Here is an 18,158-nt window from a genome sequence, read left to right as displayed (position 1 = left end):
GCGTGTCTGACGCAAACGGTGGCCAATGGCGCGACGCGGTTGCCCGCCGCCACGCTGGCTGAGAGGCTCGAGCGGCTTGAACGCGCCAAGGTTGGAGCCCTGAGAAAGGGCGCCCGGTGAGGACGCCCGCACGTTTGCCCAGCTGCCGCCTCAGCGCCGCACGCCGCTGCCGAGCAGCGGCTTGAGCGTTGGCCACACGTTGTCGAGCAGCAAAGGCTGTGCCTGCTGGGTGGGATGGATCTGGTCGGCCTGGAAGAGTTCGGGCTTGTCGGCGAGGCCAGCTAGCAGAAACGGCACGAGCGGGACGTTCAGTTCCTTCGCAAGCCGCTCGTAGATGGCGTGGAAGTCACGCGTATAGTCGACCCCGTAGTTGGGCGGCACGTACATGCCGATGAGCACGGGTTTCGCGCCGCCCTTGCGGATCTGCGTGACGATGGCGCGCAGATTGCTGTCGGTCGTCGTGAGCGGTACGCCGCGCAGTGCATCGTTGGCGCCCAGTTCGACGATCACGATCGCGGGCTTGATGCGCTGCATGACGAGCGGCAGGCGCGTGAGTCCGCCGCTGGTCGTGTCCCCGCTGATGCTCGCATTCGCAACGTTATAATCGATCCGCTCGCTGGTGAGCCGCTGGCGCAGCAGGGCCACCCAGCCTGTATCGCGTGGCAGGCCATATTCGGCGGAAAGGCTGTCGCCGAGCACGACGATGTTCGGTTTTGCCTTGGCGGCGGGGTTCGTCGCCGCGTTGGCCGTGGAGACGGGCGTGGCCGCGAGCGCGGTGCCGGTCGTGCCACAGAGGGCGCCGAACAAGACGGCAGCGGTCAAGGCGGCGATAGCGGCAAACGCGCTGGAGCGGGACCGGGCGCGGGAAAGGGTGGCGCGCCGCGCGGCGCGCTTCTGGTTCACGGCTAACCTGTGCGTCATCATGTGCGAATGAATAGCGATCCAGTCATCGAAGTACGGGGTTTGAGCAAGCGGGTCACCGACGCCACCGGCGAGCTGACGATCCTCGACGGCATCGACCTCACCGTGCAGGCCGGCGGGAGCGTGGCGATCGTCGGCGCTTCCGGTTCCGGCAAGTCGACGCTGCTCGGCCTGCTGGCCGGCCTCGACAGCGCGAGCGCGGGTTCGGTGCGCCTGCTCGGCCATGAGCTTACCGGGATGGCCGAAGATCAGCGCGCGGCGCTGCGCAACGGCTCGGTGGGCTTCGTGTTCCAGTCGTTCCAGTTGATGCCGCATCTCACCGCATTGGAGAACGTCGCGCTGCCGCTCGAACTGCAGGGTGGCATGTCGACGCGTGATGCTTTCGCCCGCGCGCGCACGCTGCTCGAGCGCGTGGGTCTTGCCGAGCGCACGGGCCACTACCCGAAGCTGCTCTCGGGCGGCGAGCAGCAGCGCGTGGCGCTCGCGCGCGCGTTCGTGACGCGCCCGGCCGTGCTGTTCGCCGACGAGCCCACCGGCAGCCTCGACGCCGCCACGGGCCACGCCGTCATCGACCTGATGTTCGAACTCAATCGCGCGAACGGGGCGACGCTCGTGCTCGTCACCCACGACGTCGATCTCGCGCAGCGTTGCGACGCCATCATCACGATCGAAGCGGGCCACCGCGTGCCCAACGCGCCGCATGGCGCGGCATCCTCTCGTAACGCGAACAATGTCGAAGCCGGGCGTTAGCGCCTGACCGGTGAACGGCGTGCGCAGTGCATGCGCACGCCGGTTCCCCGCGAGTTAGCGCTTGAGCGCCGCACGGGCGCGAGCGATCAGCGCGGCCGTGGACGAATCGTGCGGCTTCACATCGGCGCTTGCGGCGTTCAGGTCGGCTTCGACCACCTTGCCGAGGATCTTGCCGAGTTCCACGCCCCACTGGTCGAACGGATTGATGTCCCACACGGAAGCCTGCACCAGCACCTTGTGCTCGTAGAGCGCGATGAGCGCGCCGAGCGAGCGGGCCGTGAGCGCGTCGACGAACAACGTGGTGGTCGGGCGGTTGCCGGGGAACATGATGTGCGGCACGAGTTCGGGCTTGTCCGCGCCGGCAATCTTCTTCGCTTCTTCCTCGGTGCGGCCAAGCATCATCGCCTCGCTCTGCGCAAAGCAGTTCGCGAGCAGTTTCGGATGATGGTCGGCCAGCGGATGCTCGGGCGTGAGCACGGCGATGAAGTCGATCGGCACGATCGTCGTGCCCTGGTGCAGCATCTGGAAGAACGCGTGCTGGCCATTCGTGCCGGGCTCGCCCCAGGTGATCGCCGAAGTCGCGTAATCGACGAACTTGCCGTCGAGGCGCGCCGACTTGCCGTTGCTCTCCATTTCGAGCTGCTGGAGATACGAAGGCAGGAAGTGCAGCGCTTCGGAGTACGGCGCAACGAGATAGCTCTGCGAGCCGAAGAAGTTGCGATACCAGATGCCGATCATGCCGAGCAGCACGGGCAGGTTCTTCTCCAGCGGCGCTTCGCGGAAGTGCTTGTCCATGTCGTGCGCGCCGGCGAGCAGTTCGTCGAACTGCTGCGGTCCGATGGCGATCATGATCGAGAGGCCCACCGCCGACCACAACGAATAGCGGCCGCCCACCCAGTCCCACATCTCGAACACGTTCTCTTTGGCGATGCCGAACTTCACGACTTCGGCCGGATTCGCCGAGACGCCCACGAAGTGCTTCGCGAGTTCGCCTTGCGGACAGCCGTGCTTGACGAACCAGTCGCGCATCGACAGCGCGTTGGTCATGGTTTCGAGCGTCGTGAACGTCTTCGACACGATGATCGCCAGCGTTTCTTCCGGATCGATGTTTTCGATCGTGCGCCACAGGTCGGCGCCGTCGACGTTCGAGACGAAGTGCGAGGTGATCTCGGGCAGCTCGAGATGCTCGAGCGCGTGCACGACCATCTTCGGCCCGAGGTCCGAGCCGCCGATGCCGATATTCACGACATGGCGGATGCGCTTGCCCGTGTACCCGGTCCATGCGCCGCTGCGCACGGCGTCGGCGAACTTCGCCATCTTCGCGCGCTCGGCGGCGATCTGCGCGTGGAACGGGGCGTCGGCTTCGGTGGCGCGCAAGGCGGTGTGCAGCGCCGCGCGGCCTTCCGTCGGATTGACGACTTCGCCCTTGAACATCGCATCGCGGCGCGCTTCCACACCGGCCTCGCGAGCGAGCTGCACGAGCAGCTTGAGCGTGGCGTCGGTGATGCGGTTCTTCGAGAAGTCGGCGCCGAGACCGGCGCCTGCGAACGTGAAGCGTTCGGCGCGCGTCGGCGCAGGGTCGTTGGCGGGGGCGAACCAGTCGCGCAGCTTTTCGTCGCGGATCTGTTCGTAATGCGTCTGTAGCGCGGACCAGGCGGGGAGCGGATTCGTCATGTTCGTCTAGCGAGGGATCACGAATGGAGGGCGGCAGGTGCGGTTCGCCGGTCAGGCCGAACGCGCTTCGCGCGCCGCGGGGAAGCACGGGCCGCCTTGGGTGCAAGGCGGCGTGCGGAGGATCAGTATAGCGGCCTCGCGCGACACTGCGCAGCGTTGTGATGCCTGCGGCTGTGCCGGGCGCGGGAGGCGGCGCGAGCGTCGTCGTGAAGCAAGCCGCGTGCCGCGCGAACGGATGCGCGGGATGCGGCTTCAGGCGGCATAAGACGGCGCGTAAAAGAGCCGGTTCATGAGCTTGCGCACCGCTGGCGCGAGTTCGCCCGCCGTGAGGCCCGCGGGGCCGTCGCCTTGTGCGCACAGCGTGTCGGCGGCGAGGCCGTGCAGGTAGACGCCCGCGAGCGCGGCCTCGTAGGGCGGCACGCGCTGGGCGAGCAGCGCGCCGATCATGCCGCCGAGCACGTCGCCGGTGCCGCCCGTGGCGAGGCCCGCGTTGCCGGTGGGATTGACGGCGACGCGTCCGTCTGGCGCGGCGACCACGGTGCCGCTGCCCTTGAGCACGGCAACCGCCGCGTAGCGGTCGGCTAGTGCCCGCGCCGCGGCGAGGCGGTCGCGCTGCACCGCGGCGGTGTCGCAGCCGAGCAGGCGCGCTGCTTCGAGCGGATGCGGCGTGAGCACACAAGGCGCGCCGCGCGCGGCCGCCGACTGCGCGACGTGCGCCGCTAGCGCCTCGTCGCGCGCGACGAGATTGAGTGCATCGGCATCGAGGAGCACCGGGGCGGAAAGGCGCAGGATGGTGTCCACGAGCTGGCGCGCCGACGCGCTGCCGCCCATGCCGCAGCCCGCCGCGACGGCGTCCATCGCGTCGAGCGCGAGCCTGGCCGCCGCGTGCAGCATGAGTTCGGGGTGCGGCGCGTCGTAGGGCGGCGCGTCGCTGCCGAGAAAGCCCACGTGAACCTTGCCCGCGCCGGTGAGGAGTGCCGCGCGCGCCGCGAGAATCGGCGCGCCGCACATGCCCGTGTCGCCGCCCACGACGGCGAGCGTGCCGAACGTGCCCTTGTGGGTGGCGAAGTCGCGAGCGGGCAGGGCGGCGGCGAAGAGCGCCGGCGCGTTCAGGCGCACGGCGCCCGGCGTGTCTTCGGTGTCGATGCCGATAGGCGCGACCGCGACGGCGCCTGCGTGGTCGCGCCCGACGCCCGTGTACAGGCCGGGCTTGGCGGCGATGAACGTCACGGTATGGGTCGCGTGCACCGCCGGGCCGCTGCCGACCACGTTGCCGGTGTCGCTGTCGAGGCCGCTCGGCACGTCGAGCGCGAGCACGTGGCCGTGGCTGCGCGCGCGTGCCGAGAGCGTTTCCGCGAGCTCGGCGAACATGCCCTCGAGCCCGCGCGCGAGACCGATGCCGAACATCCCGTCGACGAGCCAGCCGTAGGCGTCGAACGATGCGGGCGCCGACGCGGCGATGGGCACGCCCGCCGCACGCGCCTCGGCGAGCGCCCAGCGTGCGTCGTCGGGCTTGACCTCGACGGGCATGCAGACTTCCACGGCGAGGCCTGCGCGATGCAACTCCGTAGCGACGACGAGGGCGTCGCCGCCGTTGTTGCCGGGCCCGGCGGCGAACCAGACCGGCTTGTCGCTCGCCGACGAGGGCGCATGCGCGAGCTGCTCGCTCAGGAAATGCGCGGCAGCGGCGCCCGCGCGCGCCATCAGCGTGTGGGCAGGCAGGGCCGACTGCGCGGCGACTTCGGCCTTGCGCAGCTGTTCGACGGCAAGCAGCGGGACCGCACGATCGTGCGGGTAGACGAGCACCGGTTGCCCGGCGCCAGAGGAGTGGGGAGCGTGCGACATGACGATGCGGTCCTCAGAGGCGACATCGCAACGATACCCGAGCACGCCCTCGGACGGCACGCCCGAGAAGCGCGGTGACCGGCACGGCGGCGCGGCAACGCCGCCCGCCCACCGCTCAATCGCGGCCCGGCGAGAGCGCCTTGATGGTATCGGCCGGCAGGTCAGGCGCCGCGTTCGAGATCTGCTGGGCGATGAGCCGCGCCGAGCCGAGCGAAAGTGCCCAGCCTGCCGGCCCGTGGCCCGCGTTGACGTACAGGCGCGGATGGTTCACGTTGCCGACCGCGGGCAGGCCGTCGGCGGACAGCAGCTTCATGCCCTCCCAGGCAAGCGCGGCCGAAATGCGCGCGGCGCCCGGCGCCCAGTCGCGCGACGCCTCGCCGAGCAGCGCGAGGGCGTCTTCGGTGAGCGCCTCGGGCAGCGCGTCGTCGACTTCCTGCGCGCGCAGCAGCACGGCGGCGCCCGATATGCGCAGCCGGTGATTCATGCGCGCGATGGCGATGCGCTTGCCGGCGTCGACGATTGTGGTCTGCGGCACGCATTCCTCGTGTGCCACCGGCGAATTGAGCGTGTGCATGCGCAGCGGATAGAACGGCATCTTGAGGCCGAGCGGCGCGAGGAGGCGTGGCGTTTGCGCGCCGGCGGCGACCACGACGGCATCGCCCGAGATCACTTCGACGTCGCGCGAGCGGCCCGCTTCGTGCGCAGGCGGCGCCAGCTCCACGGCCGCGCGCCGGTCTTCCAGGCGGATCGCATTGACCTCGCGGCTCATCTCGAACTGCACGCCGCCCTGGGCGTCGAGCACCTGCTTGAGCAGCTTCACGAAGAGCGGGCAGTTGGCCACCCGGCCGGTTTCGAAATGCACGCCGCCTGCAAACGGCGGATCGGCGGGAATGGCATGGTCGAATGCCACGCATTCCGCGGGCGACAGCGCGTGGTGGGGCGTCTCGAAGCGGCGCAGCAGCTCGAGGGCCGGTTGCGTGAGCGACCATTCGTCGTTGCCGCGCACGAGGTAGAGCAGGCCGTCGCGCTGCTCGTAGTCGAGCTGGAAGCGCGCGTCGATGTCGGCGAGCGCCGCTTGCGCCGAGTCAATGAGCGGGCGCAGCAGCGCATAGCGCCCGGCGAACGCCTCGGAGCCGTGCAGCGTGGCGAGGCGCTTGACGAAACCGTGCGCGTGGCCGCGCCAGCCCGTCTTGCTGATCACGCCGCCGGACGATTGACGGCCATTGCGCAGGAAGGTGGGGCCGAACCAGACGTCGAGCGGCGTGGGCAGCGCAATGCCGCTATGCCCGTAGGTTGCGCCTTGCGCAACGGTGGCGTGGCGTTCGATTACGCAGACGCGATGCCCGGCCGCGCGCAGCTGCCAGGCGGTAGCGATGCCGGCGATTCCGCCGCCGATGACGATGACATCCATGACGATACGATCTGCAGGCAGGTGGCGCTCGCTCGGGTGAGGGCGTCCTGCCGAAGGTGGGGCGTGCGGCGCGCCGAAGCCATGCCCGGGTGCGCCGATCAGACGAAACGCGCAATCATAGCAGCGAAAGCGTGAGCATCGCCATGCGCGAGGCCGGCGTGCCACACGCGTTGCGCGTGGCCGCCGGGGCGGTCAGGACAGGCCTTCCGGGTTATAATCGCGGTCTCCCTTCGCCTGACCGTCGCCATCCCCCGCGCGACGCATCGCCACCTTGCGACGTGTTTCGCGCGAGGCGAAGCCGCGACGCAACTCTGACGCAACCTCGACGCAACGCCCCAGTCCATGGCCCACTTCTCGTGTTTCCCCGGCGCTTCGGCCCTTTCCGACTTCCGTCAGACCCGCCTGCTCGAGACGCTTCAGCGTATCGACGCCAACATCGTCGGCGTGTACGGCCAGTATCTGCACTTCGTCAATTCGGCGGCGCAGCTCTCCGCCGACGACAGCGCGAAGATCGAAGCGCTGATGCACTACGGTGCGCCGTTCGCGGCCCCGCAGGAGCGCGGCAGCGCGCTCACGTTCCTCGTCGTGCCGCGCTTCGGCACGGTGTCGCCGTGGGCGAGCAAGGCCACGGACATCGCGCACCATTGCGGCCTCGAGCAGGTGCGCCGCATCGAGCGCGGCGTCGAATACACCGTGGTGCTCAAGTCGGGCCTGCTCGGCGGCAAGAAGACGCTCGCGGAAGAGGCGCACGCCGCTGTCGCCGCGGCGCTGCACGACCGCATGACGGAAAGCGTGGCAGCTTCGCGCGACGCGGCGCTGCATCTGTTCGACGAACTGCCGGCCCGTCCGATGCAGACCGTCGACGTGCTCGGCCACGGCCGTGCGGCGCTGGAGACGGCCAACGGCGAACTGGGCCTCGCGCTCGCCGACGATGAAATCGACTACCTCGTCGAAAACTTCAAGAAGCTCGAGCGCAACCCGACCGACGTCGAGCTGATGATGTTCGCGCAGGCCAACAGCGAGCACTGCCGCCACAAGATCTTCAACGCGAGCTGGACGATCGACGGCCAGGATCAGGATATGTCGCTCTTCGCGATGATCCGCAACACCGAGAAGATCAGCCCGCAGGGCACGATCGTTGCGTACTCGGACAACTCGTCGATCATGGAAGGCGCGGTCGCGGAGCGCTGGTTCCCGCGCAAGAACCACGCCGACGGCACGCCCGGCGAACAGTACGGTCGCCACACCGAACTCACGCATACGCTGATGAAGGTGGAGACGCACAACCACCCCACGGCGATCTCGCCGTTCGCGGGCGCGGCCACGGGCTCGGGCGGCGAAATCCGCGACGAAGGTGCAACGGGCCGCGGCGCGCGTCCGAAGGCCGGCCTCACGGGCTTCACGGTTTCGAACCTCGACCTGCCCGACGCGCGCGAAGCATGGGAAGACGCCCGCGACGCGGCCGTGCCGCTCGCGCTGCGCAACCCCGCCGACACGCAGGGCGCCTACGGCCGCCCGGACCGCATCGCTTCGCCGCTGCAGATCATGATCGACGGCCCGCTCGGCGGCGCCGCGTTCAACAACGAATTCGGCCGCCCGAACCTCGGCGGCTATTTCCGCACCTACGAGCAGAACGTGGCGGGCACCGTGCGCGGCTATCACAAGCCGATCATGATCGCGGGCGGCCTCGGCAACATCAGCGCGCAGCACACGCACAAGCACGACCTGCCGGCCGGCACGCTACTGATCCAGATCGGCGGCCCGGGCATGCGCATCGGCATGGGCGGCGGCGCGGCCAGCTCGATGGCCACCGGCACCAACACCGCCGAACTCGACTTCGACTCGGTTCAGCGCGGCAACCCGGAAATCGAACGTCGCGCGCAGGAAGTCATCAATTCGTGCTGGCAGCTGGGCGAGCGCAACCCGATCCTGAGCATTCACGACGTGGGCGCGGGCGGCCTTTCGAACGCCTTCCCGGAACTCGTCGACGGCGCCGACAAGGGCGCGCGCTTCGAACTGCGCAAGGTGCAGCTCGAAGAGTCGGGCCTCTCGCCGCGCGAAATCTGGTCGAACGAGTCGCAGGAACGCTACGTTCTCGCGATCGCGCCCGCCGATCTGGCAGAGTTCCAGGCGATCTGCGAGCGTGAGCGCTGCCCGTTCGCCGTCGTGGGCGTCGCGACCGACGCGCGCGACCTGAAGCTCATCGACACCGACGAGCAGGCGCTCGCGGCCAACGGCGGCCACCAGCCCGTCGACATGCCGATGGACATCCTGCTCGGCAAGCCGCCGCGCATGCACCGCGACGTCGAGCACGCGAGCGTGCCGCTCGCGCCGGTCGAAGTCACGGGCGTCTCGCTCGACGAAGTCGCGAAGAGCGTGCTGCGCCACCCGACCGTGGGCAGCAAGTCGTTCCTCATCACCATCGGCGACCGCTCGGTGGGCGGCACGACGGTGCGCGACCAGATGGTCGGCCCGTGGCAGGTGCCGGTGGCCGATTGCGCGATCACCGCGCTCGACTACGCGGGCTACAAGGGCGAAGCGATGACGATGGCCGAGCGCACGCCGCTCGCCGTGATCGATGCGCCCGCATCGGGCCGCATGGCCGTGGGCGAGGCGATCACCAACATCGCCAGCGCGCCGATTCTGTCGCTCGACAAGCTCAAGCTCTCCGCGAACTGGATGGCCGCGTGCGGCGCACCGGGCGAGGACGCCGCGCTGTACGACACCGTGAAGGCGATCGGCATGGAGCTGTGCCCGGCGCTGGGCATCGGCATTCCGGTGGGCAAGGATTCGCTCTCCATGCGCACGAAGTGGAACGAGGAAGGCGTGGCGAAGGAAGTGGTCGCGCCGGTTTCGCTGATCATCTCGGCGTTCGCGCCGGTCGACGACGTGCGCCGCCACCTCACGCCGCAACTGCGCCGCGTCGACGAGGCGGGCGAGTCGGTGCTGATCGCGATCGATCTGGGCCGCGGCAAGAACCGCATGGGCGGCAGCATCTTCGCGCAGGTCACGCAGCAGGTCGGCGATGCGGTGCCCGACGTGGACAGCGCCGAAGACCTCAAGCAGTTCTTCACGGCCATCCAGCAACTGAACGCGAACGAGCAACTGCTCGCGTACCACGACCGCTCGGACGGCGGCCTGTGGGCGACCGTCTGCGAAATGGCCTTCGCGGGTCACACGGGCGTGTCGCTGAACGTCGACATGCTCGCGCTCGACAGCGAGCACGAGTCCGATTACGGCGATGCCAAGGACTGGGCGAAGCAGACGAGCGGCCGCCGCGAAGACCGCACGCTGCGCGCGCTCTTCTCCGAAGAACTCGGCGCCGTGATCCAGGTGCCGGCACAGCAGCGCGACGTCGTGATGGGCGTGCTGCGTCAGCATGGCCTCTCGGTGTGCTCGCACGTGATCGGCACGCTGAACAATCGCGACTCGATCGAAATCTACCGTGACGCGAAGCGTATCTACGAAGCGCCGCGTGCGGAGCTGCAACGCGTGTGGAGCGAAGTGAGCTGGCGCATTGCGCGTCTGCGCGACAACCCCGCGTGCGCCGATTCCGAATACGACGCGCTGCTCGACGCCGCCGATCCGGGCATGCAGCCGCATCTCACGTTCGATCCGGCCGAGGACATCGCCGCGCCGTTCATCGGCAAGGGTGCCCGTCCGCGTGTGGCGATCCTGCGCGAACAGGGCGTGAATTCGCACCTCGAAACCGCGTACGCGTTCGACCGCGCCGGCTTCGACGCGCACGACGTGCACATGAGCGACCTGCTCGAAGGCCGCGCCACGCTCGCCGACTTCGCGGGTGCGGTGGCCTGCGGCGGCTTCTCGTACGGCGACGTGCTGGGCGCGGGCGAAGGCTGGGCCAAGACGATCCGCTTCAACGCGAAGCTCGCGGACATGTTCGCGGCGTTCTTCGCGCGTCAGGACACGTTTGCGCTCGGTATCTGCAACGGCTGCCAGATGATGTCGAGCCTCGCCTCGATGATCCCGGGCGCCGAAGCCTGGCCGAAGTTCACGCGCAACAAGTCGGAGCAGTTCGAAGCGCGCTTCTCGCTGGTGGAAGTGCAGGGCTCGCCGTCGCTCTTCTTCGACGGCATGGAAGGCTCGCGCATTCCGGTGGCGGTCGCGCACGGCGAAGGTTTCGCGGACTTCTCGCAGCAGGGCGACATCTCGAAGGTCGCGGTGGCGATGCGCTACGTCGACCATCGCGCCCAGGCAACCGAGGCCTACCCGTTCAATCCGAACGGCTCGCCGCAAGGCATCACCTCGGTCACGACGCCCGATGGCCGCTTCACCGTGCTGATGCCGCACACCGAGCGCGTGCAGCGCACGGTGACGATGAGCTGGCACCCTGAAGCCTGGGGCGAGGCGAGCCCGTGGATGCGTGCGTTCCAGAACGCGCGCAAGTGGGTGGGCTAACGCGCCTCGCGAACTTCGCGGACGGTTGACGCCAGGGCAGGGCAACTCGCCCCGGCGGAAAAACCCCGGTCCTGCCTCGATTGCGAGTGCGGACCGGGGTTTTTGCCTTTTGGGCGCCGACCGGCGCGGCCTTGCGGCGAATATCGGCGTTAATCGCCGCATATTGTGCGGTGATTAATTTGCGCATGCGGCGAATACGGCTCATAATCGCCGCATGAATAGCGGCGAATACACCTACATCTGGCAAGCCGGCGACTGGCCTCAGTGGCGCTTCGATCTGGCGGCGCTGGCCGAGCCCATGGCCGAGGTCAGCCGCGCCCAGGGCCTGCTGGTGGGCAGGCTGGCCGATGTCGGCCTCGCGCTGCGGGATCAGGCGAGCCTCGCGGCCCTGACGGAGGACGTGCTCAAGACCAGCGAGATCGAGGGCGAGCAGCTCGACGTCGCCTCCGTGCGTTCGTCTATCGCGCGTCGCATGGGCGTGGACATCGGGGCGCTCGCGCCGGTGGACCGCCACGTGGAAGGCGTGGTGGAGATGGTGCTCGACGCGACCACCAACAGCCGCGCGCCGGTCACGCGCGAGCGCCTGTTCGGCTGGCACGCCGCGCTGTTTCCTACGGGCTACGCGGGCCTGTCGCGGATCAACGTCGGGGCATGGCGCGACGATGCGAGCGGGCCCATGCAGGTGATCTCGGGGCCGATCGGCCGTCAACGCGTGCATTTCGAGGCGCCGCCCGCGAGCCGGCTGGAAGCCCAAACGCGGCGCTTTCTCGACTGGCTCAACGGTCCGGCGCACGAGCCGCCGCTGATCAAGGCGGCCCTCGGTCACCTGTGGTTCGTCACGCTGCACCCGTTCGACGACGGCAACGGCCGCGTGGCGAGAGCCATCGGCGACCTGCTGCTCGCGCGTGCGGACGGCAGCGCGCAGCGCTTTTACAGCCTCTCCGCGCAGATTCAGCGGGAGCGCAAGGGCTATTACGACATTCTGGAGCGCACGCAGCGCGGCTCGCTGGACGTCACGCTGTGGCTCGCCTGGTTCTTCGACGCGCTGCATCGCGCGGTCGATCAGGCGCAAATCACGCTGGATGCCGTGCTCGCCAAGGCGCGCTTCTGGCGCGAGTGGGCCACGACGCCGTTCAACGAGCGCCAGGTCAAGCTCCTGAACCGCCTGCTCGACGGCTTCGACGGCAAGCTCACGAGCGGCAAGTGGGCGGCGATTGCCAAATGCTCGTCCGATACGGCGTTACGCGACATCAACGACCTGCTGACGCGCGGCGTGCTGCGCAAGGCGGAGGGGGGCGGGCGCAGCACGAGTTACGAGCTCAACGCATAGCCGCAAACAAAAACCCCGCGCCTTTGCAGGTCGCGGGGTTTTTTGCAGTACCTAAAGCGGCAAATGCGCCGCCATGCAGCCTTACTGAATCTTCGCTTGCTTGCGCAGATTCTCTTCGAACGCCTGCAGCTTTTCCTGCTGGATCTGCTGGACGATCTGCGGGCGCACCTGTTCGAGCGGCGGCGGCGTGACCGGGCGGATGTCGTCCACGCGGATGATGTGCCAGCCGAACTGCGTGTGCACCGGCGTATCGGTCATCTGGCCTTTCTGCAGATGCGTGGCCGCCGTCGCGAACTCCGGCACGTAGGCCTTCGGATCGGACCAGTCGAGGTCGCCGCCGTTCTTGGCCGAACCCGGGTCCTTCGAGTACTGCTTCGCGAGGTCTTCGAAGCTGGCGCCGGCCTTGATCTTCGCGATCAGGTCCTTGGCCTGCTGCTCGTTGTCCACGAGGATGTGGTGCAGGTGGTATTCGCTGCCGCCCGCATCCTTGGTCAACTGGTCGTAGCGCGCCTTGACTTCGGCGTCGCTCGGCTGGTTGTTCTTCACGAAGTTCTGAATCAGCGCGCGCAGCACGACGGTCTGCTGGGCCACGGCGATTTGCGCCTTCACGTCCGGGTTGTTCGGAATGCCCTCGCGAATGGCTTCCTGCATGAGGATTTCGCGGTTCACGAGTTCCTCGCGCACCGCCATTTGCAGTTGCGGCGAATCCTGCTGGCCTTGTTGGACAAGCTGCTGGACCAGCGCATCGGCGCGCGCTTTGGGAATCGGCGTGCCGTTCACGACGGCGATGTTCTGCGCAAAGGCGGGAGCCGCCGCGCACGCAGCCAGCAACACCCAGAGATGGGTCTTCTTCAAGGTCATCGGAAAGTCCTAACGGGGCGAACCAAAATGGCGAACAAAAAAACGAAATCTAACGTGGGCTAGCGGGGCAGCGCCGCGGCTTCTTCGGGCGTGAGCGCCGTGATCGCGAGGGCATGGATGCCGCGCTGCATGGCCTCGGCCAGCGCATCATACACCATGCGATGCCTTGCCACGCGGGCTTTCCCCGCGAATGCGCCCGCAACGATCGTGACATGATAGTGACCGCCGGCAGCGGCGCCGGCGTGTCCGGCGTGCTGCGCGCTGTCGTCGCGCACCTCGATGGAAACGGGGGCGAGCGCCGCGGTGAGGCGCGTTTCGATCAGCGTCATGCGCTCGGCGGGGCTGGCGTTGAGAAAGACGTCGCTCATTCTTCTTCCTTCATGTAACGCGAAAGCCACAGGCTCTGGCCGACGATGAACACCACGAGGATGCCGGTCGCGCCGAACAGCTTGAAGTCGACCCACGCGTCGGTGGAGAAGTGGAACGCCACGAAGAGATTGAGAATGCCGAGCAGCGCGAAGAAGATCGACCAGACGAAGTTCAGTTGCGTCCAGATGCGCGGCGGCAGGGTGATCTGCTTGCCCATCATCGCTTCGATGAGGTTCTTGCCGAATGCCACCTGCGAGACGAGCAGCACGACCGAGAACGCCCAGTAGAGCACGGTGGGTTTCCACTTGATGAAGGTTTCGTCGTGCAGCATCAGCGTGGCGCCGCCGAACACGACGACGATGCCCAGCGAAAGCCACAGCATCGGGTCGACCTTGCGGTGACGGAATGCGACCCACGCGATCTGCACGAGCGTAGCTCCAATCGCCACGGCCGTAGCCGTAAAGATGCCCCACAGCTTGAAGGCGACGAAAAAGAGGATGATCGGGAACAGATCAAACAGGAATTTCATTATCGGCCTGAGAGTTGACGAATTGAGCCCGGCAAAAGAGGGCACGACGCTGTCAAGGCCCGGTTTTACCCAGCGGCGCCCCGCGCGGGGCGCGGCGCTGCCTTGCCAGCGTTCACTTGGGCTCGAATTGTAGCGCAGCCGAATTGATGCAATACCGAAGGCCCGTCGGGGCCGGACCATCTTCGAACACGTGGCCGAGATGCGCGCCGCAGTTCTTGCAGCGCACCTCGATGCGCAGCATGCCGTGCGTGCGGTCGGTTTTCTCTTCGATCACCTCGCCGTTGATCGGACGGAAGTAGCTCGGCCAGCCGCAACCGGCGTCGAATTTCGTGTCGGACTCGAAGAGCGGCGTGCCGCAACACACGCAGTCATACACGCCGCGATCGAAATGATCCCAGTATTTGCCGGTGAAGGCGCGCTCGGTGGCGGCATGGCGCGTGACCTGATACTGGCCTTCGTCGAGCTGTTCGCGCCATTGCTCGTCGGACTTGTAGCCGGGGTAGGAGGGGGAGTTGTGGTCGTCCTGGCTCATGTCGGGTTCCTGTCGGGTGGGAAACAAAGATCACGTAGATGGGGGCGCGCTCACGAAGAGCAACTGACTTCGAGCGAACTCGCCCAGTCGGGCGGCAGCCCCGCGTACGACGCGTTCTCGGGCTGCTCGTCGAATGGCCGCTCCAGCACCTTGGCAAGCCGCTCGACTTCGCTGAAGTCCTTTTGCGCGGCGCGCTCGATCGCCGTTTGCGCGAGGTGATTGCGCAGCACGTATTTCGGATTGGTGCGGTTCATTGCTTCCGCACGCGCGGCGTCGTCGCGTGTTTCGTGCGCAAGGCGCGCGCGGTAGTCGGCTGCCCACGCGTCGAAGGCGGCGCGATCGAGAAAGAGATCGCGCACCGACGTGTCGCCGCTCGCGTCGTGCTTCGAAACGCGTGCGAGATGGCGATACGTGAGCGTGAAATCGGCACGATTGGCATGCATGATTTCGAACAGCTTGTTCGCGAGTGCGTCGTCGCCTTCGCGCGCGTGTTCGAGACCGAGCTTCGCGCGCATGCGCGCTTCGAGCGCGGGCGCGAAGTGCCCCTTGAAGCGTTCGAGCACGCCTTGCGCGTCGGCCACCACGCGCTCGCCGCGCTTCTTGTCGTCGGCGATGTCGTAGTGCGCGCCGAACAGCGGTACGAGCGCCTGCGCGAGGCAAAAGAGATTCCAGTACCCGATCTGCGGCTGCATGCGGTACGCGTAGCGGCCCTGCGAATCCGAGTGATTGCAGATGTGGTTGGCGTCGAAGCCGTCCATGAAGCCGAACGGACCGTAATCGATCGTGAGGCCGAGGATCGACATGTTGTCGGTATTCATCACGCCGTGGCAGAAGCCCACGGCCTGCCACTCGACCATCAGCGCCGCCGTGCTGCGCACCGCTTCGTCGAGCAGGGCGAGGTACGGGTCGTCGGCTTCGCGCAGTTGCGGATAGAAGCGCGCGATCACGTGGTCGGCGAGCGCGCGCAGCGCGTCCACGTCGTCGTGAGAATAGAAATGCTCGAAGTGGCCGAAGCGTACGAAGCTCGGCGACACGCGCGTGACGACCGCCGCCGTTTCCATCTCTTCGCGGCGCACGGGCTGGCCGGAGCCGGTCACCGTGAGGGCGCGCGTGGTTGGAATGCCGAGATGATGCATGGCTTCCGAGCACAGGAATTCGCGGATCGACGAGCGCAGCACCGCGCGGCCGTCGCCCATGCGCGAGTAGGGCGTGCGGCCCGCGCCTTTGAGCTGGATCTCGTTGCGCCTGCCCTCGTGCTCGACCTCGCCGAGCGTGAGCGCGCGGCCGTCGCCGAGCTGGCCCGCCCATACGCCGAACTGGTGGCCGGAGTAGACCGTTGCGTACGACATGGCCGATGGCGAGCGCTCGCGCGTGAAATTCCCGCTGAAAAACGCGGCGAACGCGGGATCGGCAACGGCGGACGCATCGAGCCCGAGTTGCGCGGCCATGGCCTGCGAGAAGCCAACGACATAAGGCGCAGGCAGCGGCGCGCCGGGCAGCCGCGTATAAAAGCGGGCGCCGAGCGTGGCAAAGGCATCGTCGCGCGGCGCGATCAATGCGCGTTCGAAGTCGGCGAGCGGACCGGTGGCGGGCATGAGCGGAGCGGACGAGCCGCCTTGGGGTTCGGGAGTGCCTGGTGAAAACGACATATTGAGGGCCTGTTGAATAGTCGATATTGTAAGTCCGCACCCGCCGGCGTGCTGGGACACGTTCGAAGCTTGCCGGCGCGCCAGCCAGAGATGCGAAGGCAAAACGCGAAAGCAAAACGCGAAAGACAACGACACCGAACGCCGATCCAACGCGAGGAGACCGCCACCGATGAGTGCGCCGCTGCTGGGACAGATGATGGATGTGCCGCTCACGCTCCCGTCGTTGATTGCGCATGCGGCGCGCCATCATGGCAGCGCGCAGATCGTCTCGCGCCGCGTCGAGGGCGATATTCATCGTTACACGTACCGCGAGTGCGAGACGCGCTCGAAGCAGCTTGCCCAGGCGCTCATGGCGCTGGGCGTGGCGCCCGGCGAGCGCGTCGGCACGCTGGCCTGGAACGGCTACCGCCACCTCGAAGCCTATTTCGGCGTGACCGGCTTCGGCGCCGTGTGCCACACCATCAATCCGCGGCTCTTTCCCGAGCAGATCGCCTGGATCGTCAATCACGCCGACGACCGCTACGTGCTGTTCGACATCACGTTCGCCGCGCTCGTCGACACGCTCGCGCCGCAATGCCCGAACGTGCGCGGCTGGATCGCGCTGTGCGACGAGTCGCACCGGCCGGCCATGCGCACGGAAGTGCTCGGCTACGAAACGCTGCTCGCCGCGCAGGACGGCAGCTACGCGTGGCCTGAACTCGACGAGCGCAGCGCCTCGAACCTTTGCTACACGTCCGGCACCACGGGCAACCCGAAAGGGGCGCTCTACACGCACCGCTCGTCGGTGCTGCACGCGTATGGCGCGTCGCTGCCCGACGCCATGGGGCTTTCCGCACGCGATGCGATCTTGCCGGTCGTGCCGATGTTCCATGTGAACGCATGGGGCATTCCGCATGCGGCGCCGCTCACGGGCGCAAAGCTCGTGATGCCCGGCAAGGATCTCGACGGCAAGTCGCTCTACGAACTCATGGAAACGGAAGGCGTCACCGCCTCGGCCGGCGTGCCCACGGTCTGGCTCGGCTTGCTGGCGTATGTGCGCAGCGCGGGCGTGCGTTTTACCACGCTGCAGCGCACGGTGGTGGGCGGCTCGGCCTGTCCGCCGGCGATCCAGCGCGCCTTCGAGGACGACTACGGCGTCCAGACCATCCACGCGTGGGGCATGACGGAGATGTCGCCGCTCGGCACGCTCTCGAGGCTCAACTGGGAGCAGTCGGAACGTCCGCGCGAAGTGCAGCAGGCACTCCTCGAGAAGCAGGGGCGCGTGATTTTCGGCGTGGACATGAAGATCGTGGGCGAAGACGGGCGGGAACTGCCGTGGGATGGCGTGACGTTCGGCGACCTGCACGTGCGCGGGCCATGGGTGATCGACCGTTATTTCCGCCAGGAAAGCGGCTCGCCGCTCGTGGACGGCTGGTTCCCCACGGGCGACGTCGCCACGATCGACCCCGACGGCTTTCTGCACATCACCGACCGCAGCAAGGATGTGATCAAGTCGGGCGGCGAGTGGATCAGCTCGATCGACCTGGAAAACATCGCCGTGGCGCATCCGGCCATCGCGGAGGCCGCTTGCATTGCCTGCGCGCACCCGCGCTGGACCGAGCGGCCGCTCATCGTCGCGGTGAAGAAACCCGGCGCCGCGGTGACGCGTGAAGAACTGCTCGCGTACTTCGAAGGCAAGGTCGCGAAATGGTGGCTGCCCGACGACGCCGTGTTCGTCGACGAATTGCCCCATACGGCGACGGGCAAACTGCAAAAGCTCAAGCTGCGCGAGCAGTTCCGCGCCTACGTGCTGCCGACCGCGCTTGCCGTGGAGGGCTGTCCGCTCGATCCGGTGCAAGACGCCGCGAAGCGCGGATAAGCCACCCCGA

At 67.7% G+C, this 18,158-nt stretch carries 13 protein-coding genes; 4 read left to right on the top strand and 9 right to left on the bottom strand.

What is annotated here, in order from left to right; translation table 11 throughout:
- Nucleotides 1-150: 150 nt before the first annotated feature.
- The gene (locus tag AB4Y35_RS13710) at nt 151-903 is read right to left on the bottom strand and encodes an arylesterase (protein WP_368704781.1); all 753 of its coding nucleotides are present in this window, start codon (nt 901-903) and stop codon (nt 151-153) included.
- A gap of 21 nt (nt 904-924) precedes the next feature.
- On the opposite strand from AB4Y35_RS13710, the gene AB4Y35_RS13705 reads away from it, so the two are divergent.
- Nucleotides 925-1,671 carry an ABC transporter ATP-binding protein gene (locus AB4Y35_RS13705; RefSeq protein ID WP_368685986.1) on the top strand — a complete coding sequence of 249 codons (747 nt, stop codon included), beginning with the start codon at nt 925-927 and terminating at the stop codon, nt 1,669-1,671.
- 54 nt (nt 1,672-1,725) lie between these two features.
- Here the strand turns inward: AB4Y35_RS13705 and pgi are convergent, their stop codons facing one another.
- The 3 genes from pgi to AB4Y35_RS13690 form a co-directional block, all read right to left on the bottom strand.
- Complete coding sequence (gene pgi / locus AB4Y35_RS13700) at nt 1,726-3,345, bottom strand: glucose-6-phosphate isomerase (protein ID WP_368704780.1); 1,620 nt, start codon at nt 3,343-3,345, stop codon at nt 1,726-1,728.
- 252 nt (nt 3,346-3,597) lie between these two features.
- A complete protein-coding gene (locus AB4Y35_RS13695) occupies nt 3,598-5,190 on the bottom strand; it encodes an NAD(P)H-hydrate dehydratase (protein ID WP_368704779.1) in 1,593 nt (530 codons plus the stop codon).
- Nucleotides 5,191-5,305: 115 nt separating this feature from the next.
- The gene (locus AB4Y35_RS13690; protein ID WP_368704778.1) at nt 5,306-6,601 is read right to left on the bottom strand and encodes an FAD-dependent oxidoreductase; all 1,296 of its coding nucleotides are present in this window, start codon (nt 6,599-6,601) and stop codon (nt 5,306-5,308) included.
- A gap of 342 nt (nt 6,602-6,943) precedes the next feature.
- On the opposite strand from AB4Y35_RS13690, the gene purL reads away from it, so the two are divergent.
- Nucleotides 6,944-11,020, top strand: a complete 4,077-nt coding sequence (purL, locus tag AB4Y35_RS13685; RefSeq protein ID WP_368704777.1) for a phosphoribosylformylglycinamidine synthase — start codon at nt 6,944-6,946, stop codon at nt 11,018-11,020.
- Nucleotides 11,021-11,234: 214 nt separating this feature from the next.
- On the top strand, nt 11,235-12,350 hold the full coding sequence (locus AB4Y35_RS13680; protein WP_368704776.1) for a Fic family protein: 1,116 nt from the start codon (nt 11,235-11,237) through the stop codon (nt 12,348-12,350).
- A gap of 81 nt (nt 12,351-12,431) precedes the next feature.
- Here AB4Y35_RS13680 and AB4Y35_RS13675 read toward each other — a convergent pair whose 3' ends face one another.
- The 5 genes from AB4Y35_RS13675 to AB4Y35_RS13655 form a co-directional block, all read right to left on the bottom strand.
- On the bottom strand, nt 12,432-13,211 hold the full coding sequence (locus AB4Y35_RS13675; RefSeq protein WP_028206990.1) for a peptidylprolyl isomerase: 780 nt from the start codon (nt 13,209-13,211) through the stop codon (nt 12,432-12,434).
- A 59-nt stretch (nt 13,212-13,270) separates the two neighbouring features.
- The gene (locus AB4Y35_RS13670; protein WP_368685992.1) at nt 13,271-13,579 is read right to left on the bottom strand and encodes a BolA family protein; all 309 of its coding nucleotides are present in this window, start codon (nt 13,577-13,579) and stop codon (nt 13,271-13,273) included.
- Nucleotides 13,576-14,109, bottom strand: coding sequence for a septation protein A (locus AB4Y35_RS13665; RefSeq protein ID WP_042269484.1), 534 nt, complete (start codon nt 14,107-14,109; stop codon nt 13,576-13,578). Before AB4Y35_RS13665 ends, AB4Y35_RS13670 begins: the two co-directional genes overlap by 4 nt.
- 112 nt (nt 14,110-14,221) lie before the next feature.
- Nucleotides 14,222-14,641, bottom strand: coding sequence for a peptide-methionine (R)-S-oxide reductase MsrB (msrB, locus tag AB4Y35_RS13660; protein WP_042269481.1), 420 nt, complete (start codon nt 14,639-14,641; stop codon nt 14,222-14,224).
- A gap of 50 nt (nt 14,642-14,691) precedes the next feature.
- Nucleotides 14,692-16,236 carry a YdiU family protein gene (locus AB4Y35_RS13655; RefSeq protein ID WP_368705400.1) on the bottom strand — a complete coding sequence of 515 codons (1,545 nt, stop codon included), beginning with the start codon at nt 16,234-16,236 and terminating at the stop codon, nt 14,692-14,694.
- A 223-nt stretch (nt 16,237-16,459) separates the two neighbouring features.
- Between AB4Y35_RS13655 and AB4Y35_RS13650 the strand changes: the two genes are divergently transcribed.
- A complete protein-coding gene (locus AB4Y35_RS13650; RefSeq protein ID WP_368704775.1) occupies nt 16,460-18,148 on the top strand; it encodes a 3-(methylthio)propionyl-CoA ligase in 1,689 nt (562 codons plus the stop codon).
- Nucleotides 18,149-18,158: the final 10 nt, after the last annotated feature.

The organism is Paraburkholderia sp. EG286A, assembly GCF_040965375.1.
Taxonomy (GTDB): Bacteria; Pseudomonadota; Gammaproteobacteria; order Burkholderiales; family Burkholderiaceae; genus Paraburkholderia.
Note: the sequence above shows the minus strand (reverse complement) of the source record. Positions and strands in the feature narration are given on the sequence as shown.

Excerpts from the sequence above, each read along its gene's own strand:
- pgi (WP_368704780.1), bottom strand. The coding sequence starts at position 3,345 with ATGACGAATCCGCTCCCCGCCTGGTCCGCGCTACAGACGCATTACGAA.
- AB4Y35_RS13695 (WP_368704779.1), bottom strand. The coding sequence starts at position 5,190 with ATGTCGCACGCTCCCCACTCCTCTGGCGCCGGGCAACCGGTGCTCGTC.
- AB4Y35_RS13690 (WP_368704778.1), bottom strand. The coding sequence starts at position 6,601 with ATGGATGTCATCGTCATCGGCGGCGGAATCGCCGGCATCGCTACCGCC.
- purL (WP_368704777.1), top strand. The coding sequence starts at position 6,944 with ATGGCCCACTTCTCGTGTTTCCCCGGCGCTTCGGCCCTTTCCGACTTC.
- AB4Y35_RS13680 (WP_368704776.1), top strand. The coding sequence starts at position 11,235 with ATGAATAGCGGCGAATACACCTACATCTGGCAAGCCGGCGACTGGCCT.
- AB4Y35_RS13675 (WP_028206990.1), bottom strand. The coding sequence starts at position 13,211 with ATGACCTTGAAGAAGACCCATCTCTGGGTGTTGCTGGCTGCGTGCGCG.
- AB4Y35_RS13670 (WP_368685992.1), bottom strand. The coding sequence starts at position 13,579 with ATGAGCGACGTCTTTCTCAACGCCAGCCCCGCCGAGCGCATGACGCTG.
- AB4Y35_RS13665 (WP_042269484.1), bottom strand. The coding sequence starts at position 14,109 with ATGAAATTCCTGTTTGATCTGTTCCCGATCATCCTCTTTTTCGTCGCC.
- msrB (WP_042269481.1), bottom strand. The coding sequence starts at position 14,641 with ATGAGCCAGGACGACCACAACTCCCCCTCCTACCCCGGCTACAAGTCC.
- AB4Y35_RS13655 (WP_368705400.1), bottom strand. The coding sequence starts at position 16,236 with ATGCCCGCCACCGGTCCGCTCGCCGACTTCGAACGCGCATTGATCGCG.
- AB4Y35_RS13650 (WP_368704775.1), top strand. The coding sequence starts at position 16,460 with ATGAGTGCGCCGCTGCTGGGACAGATGATGGATGTGCCGCTCACGCTC.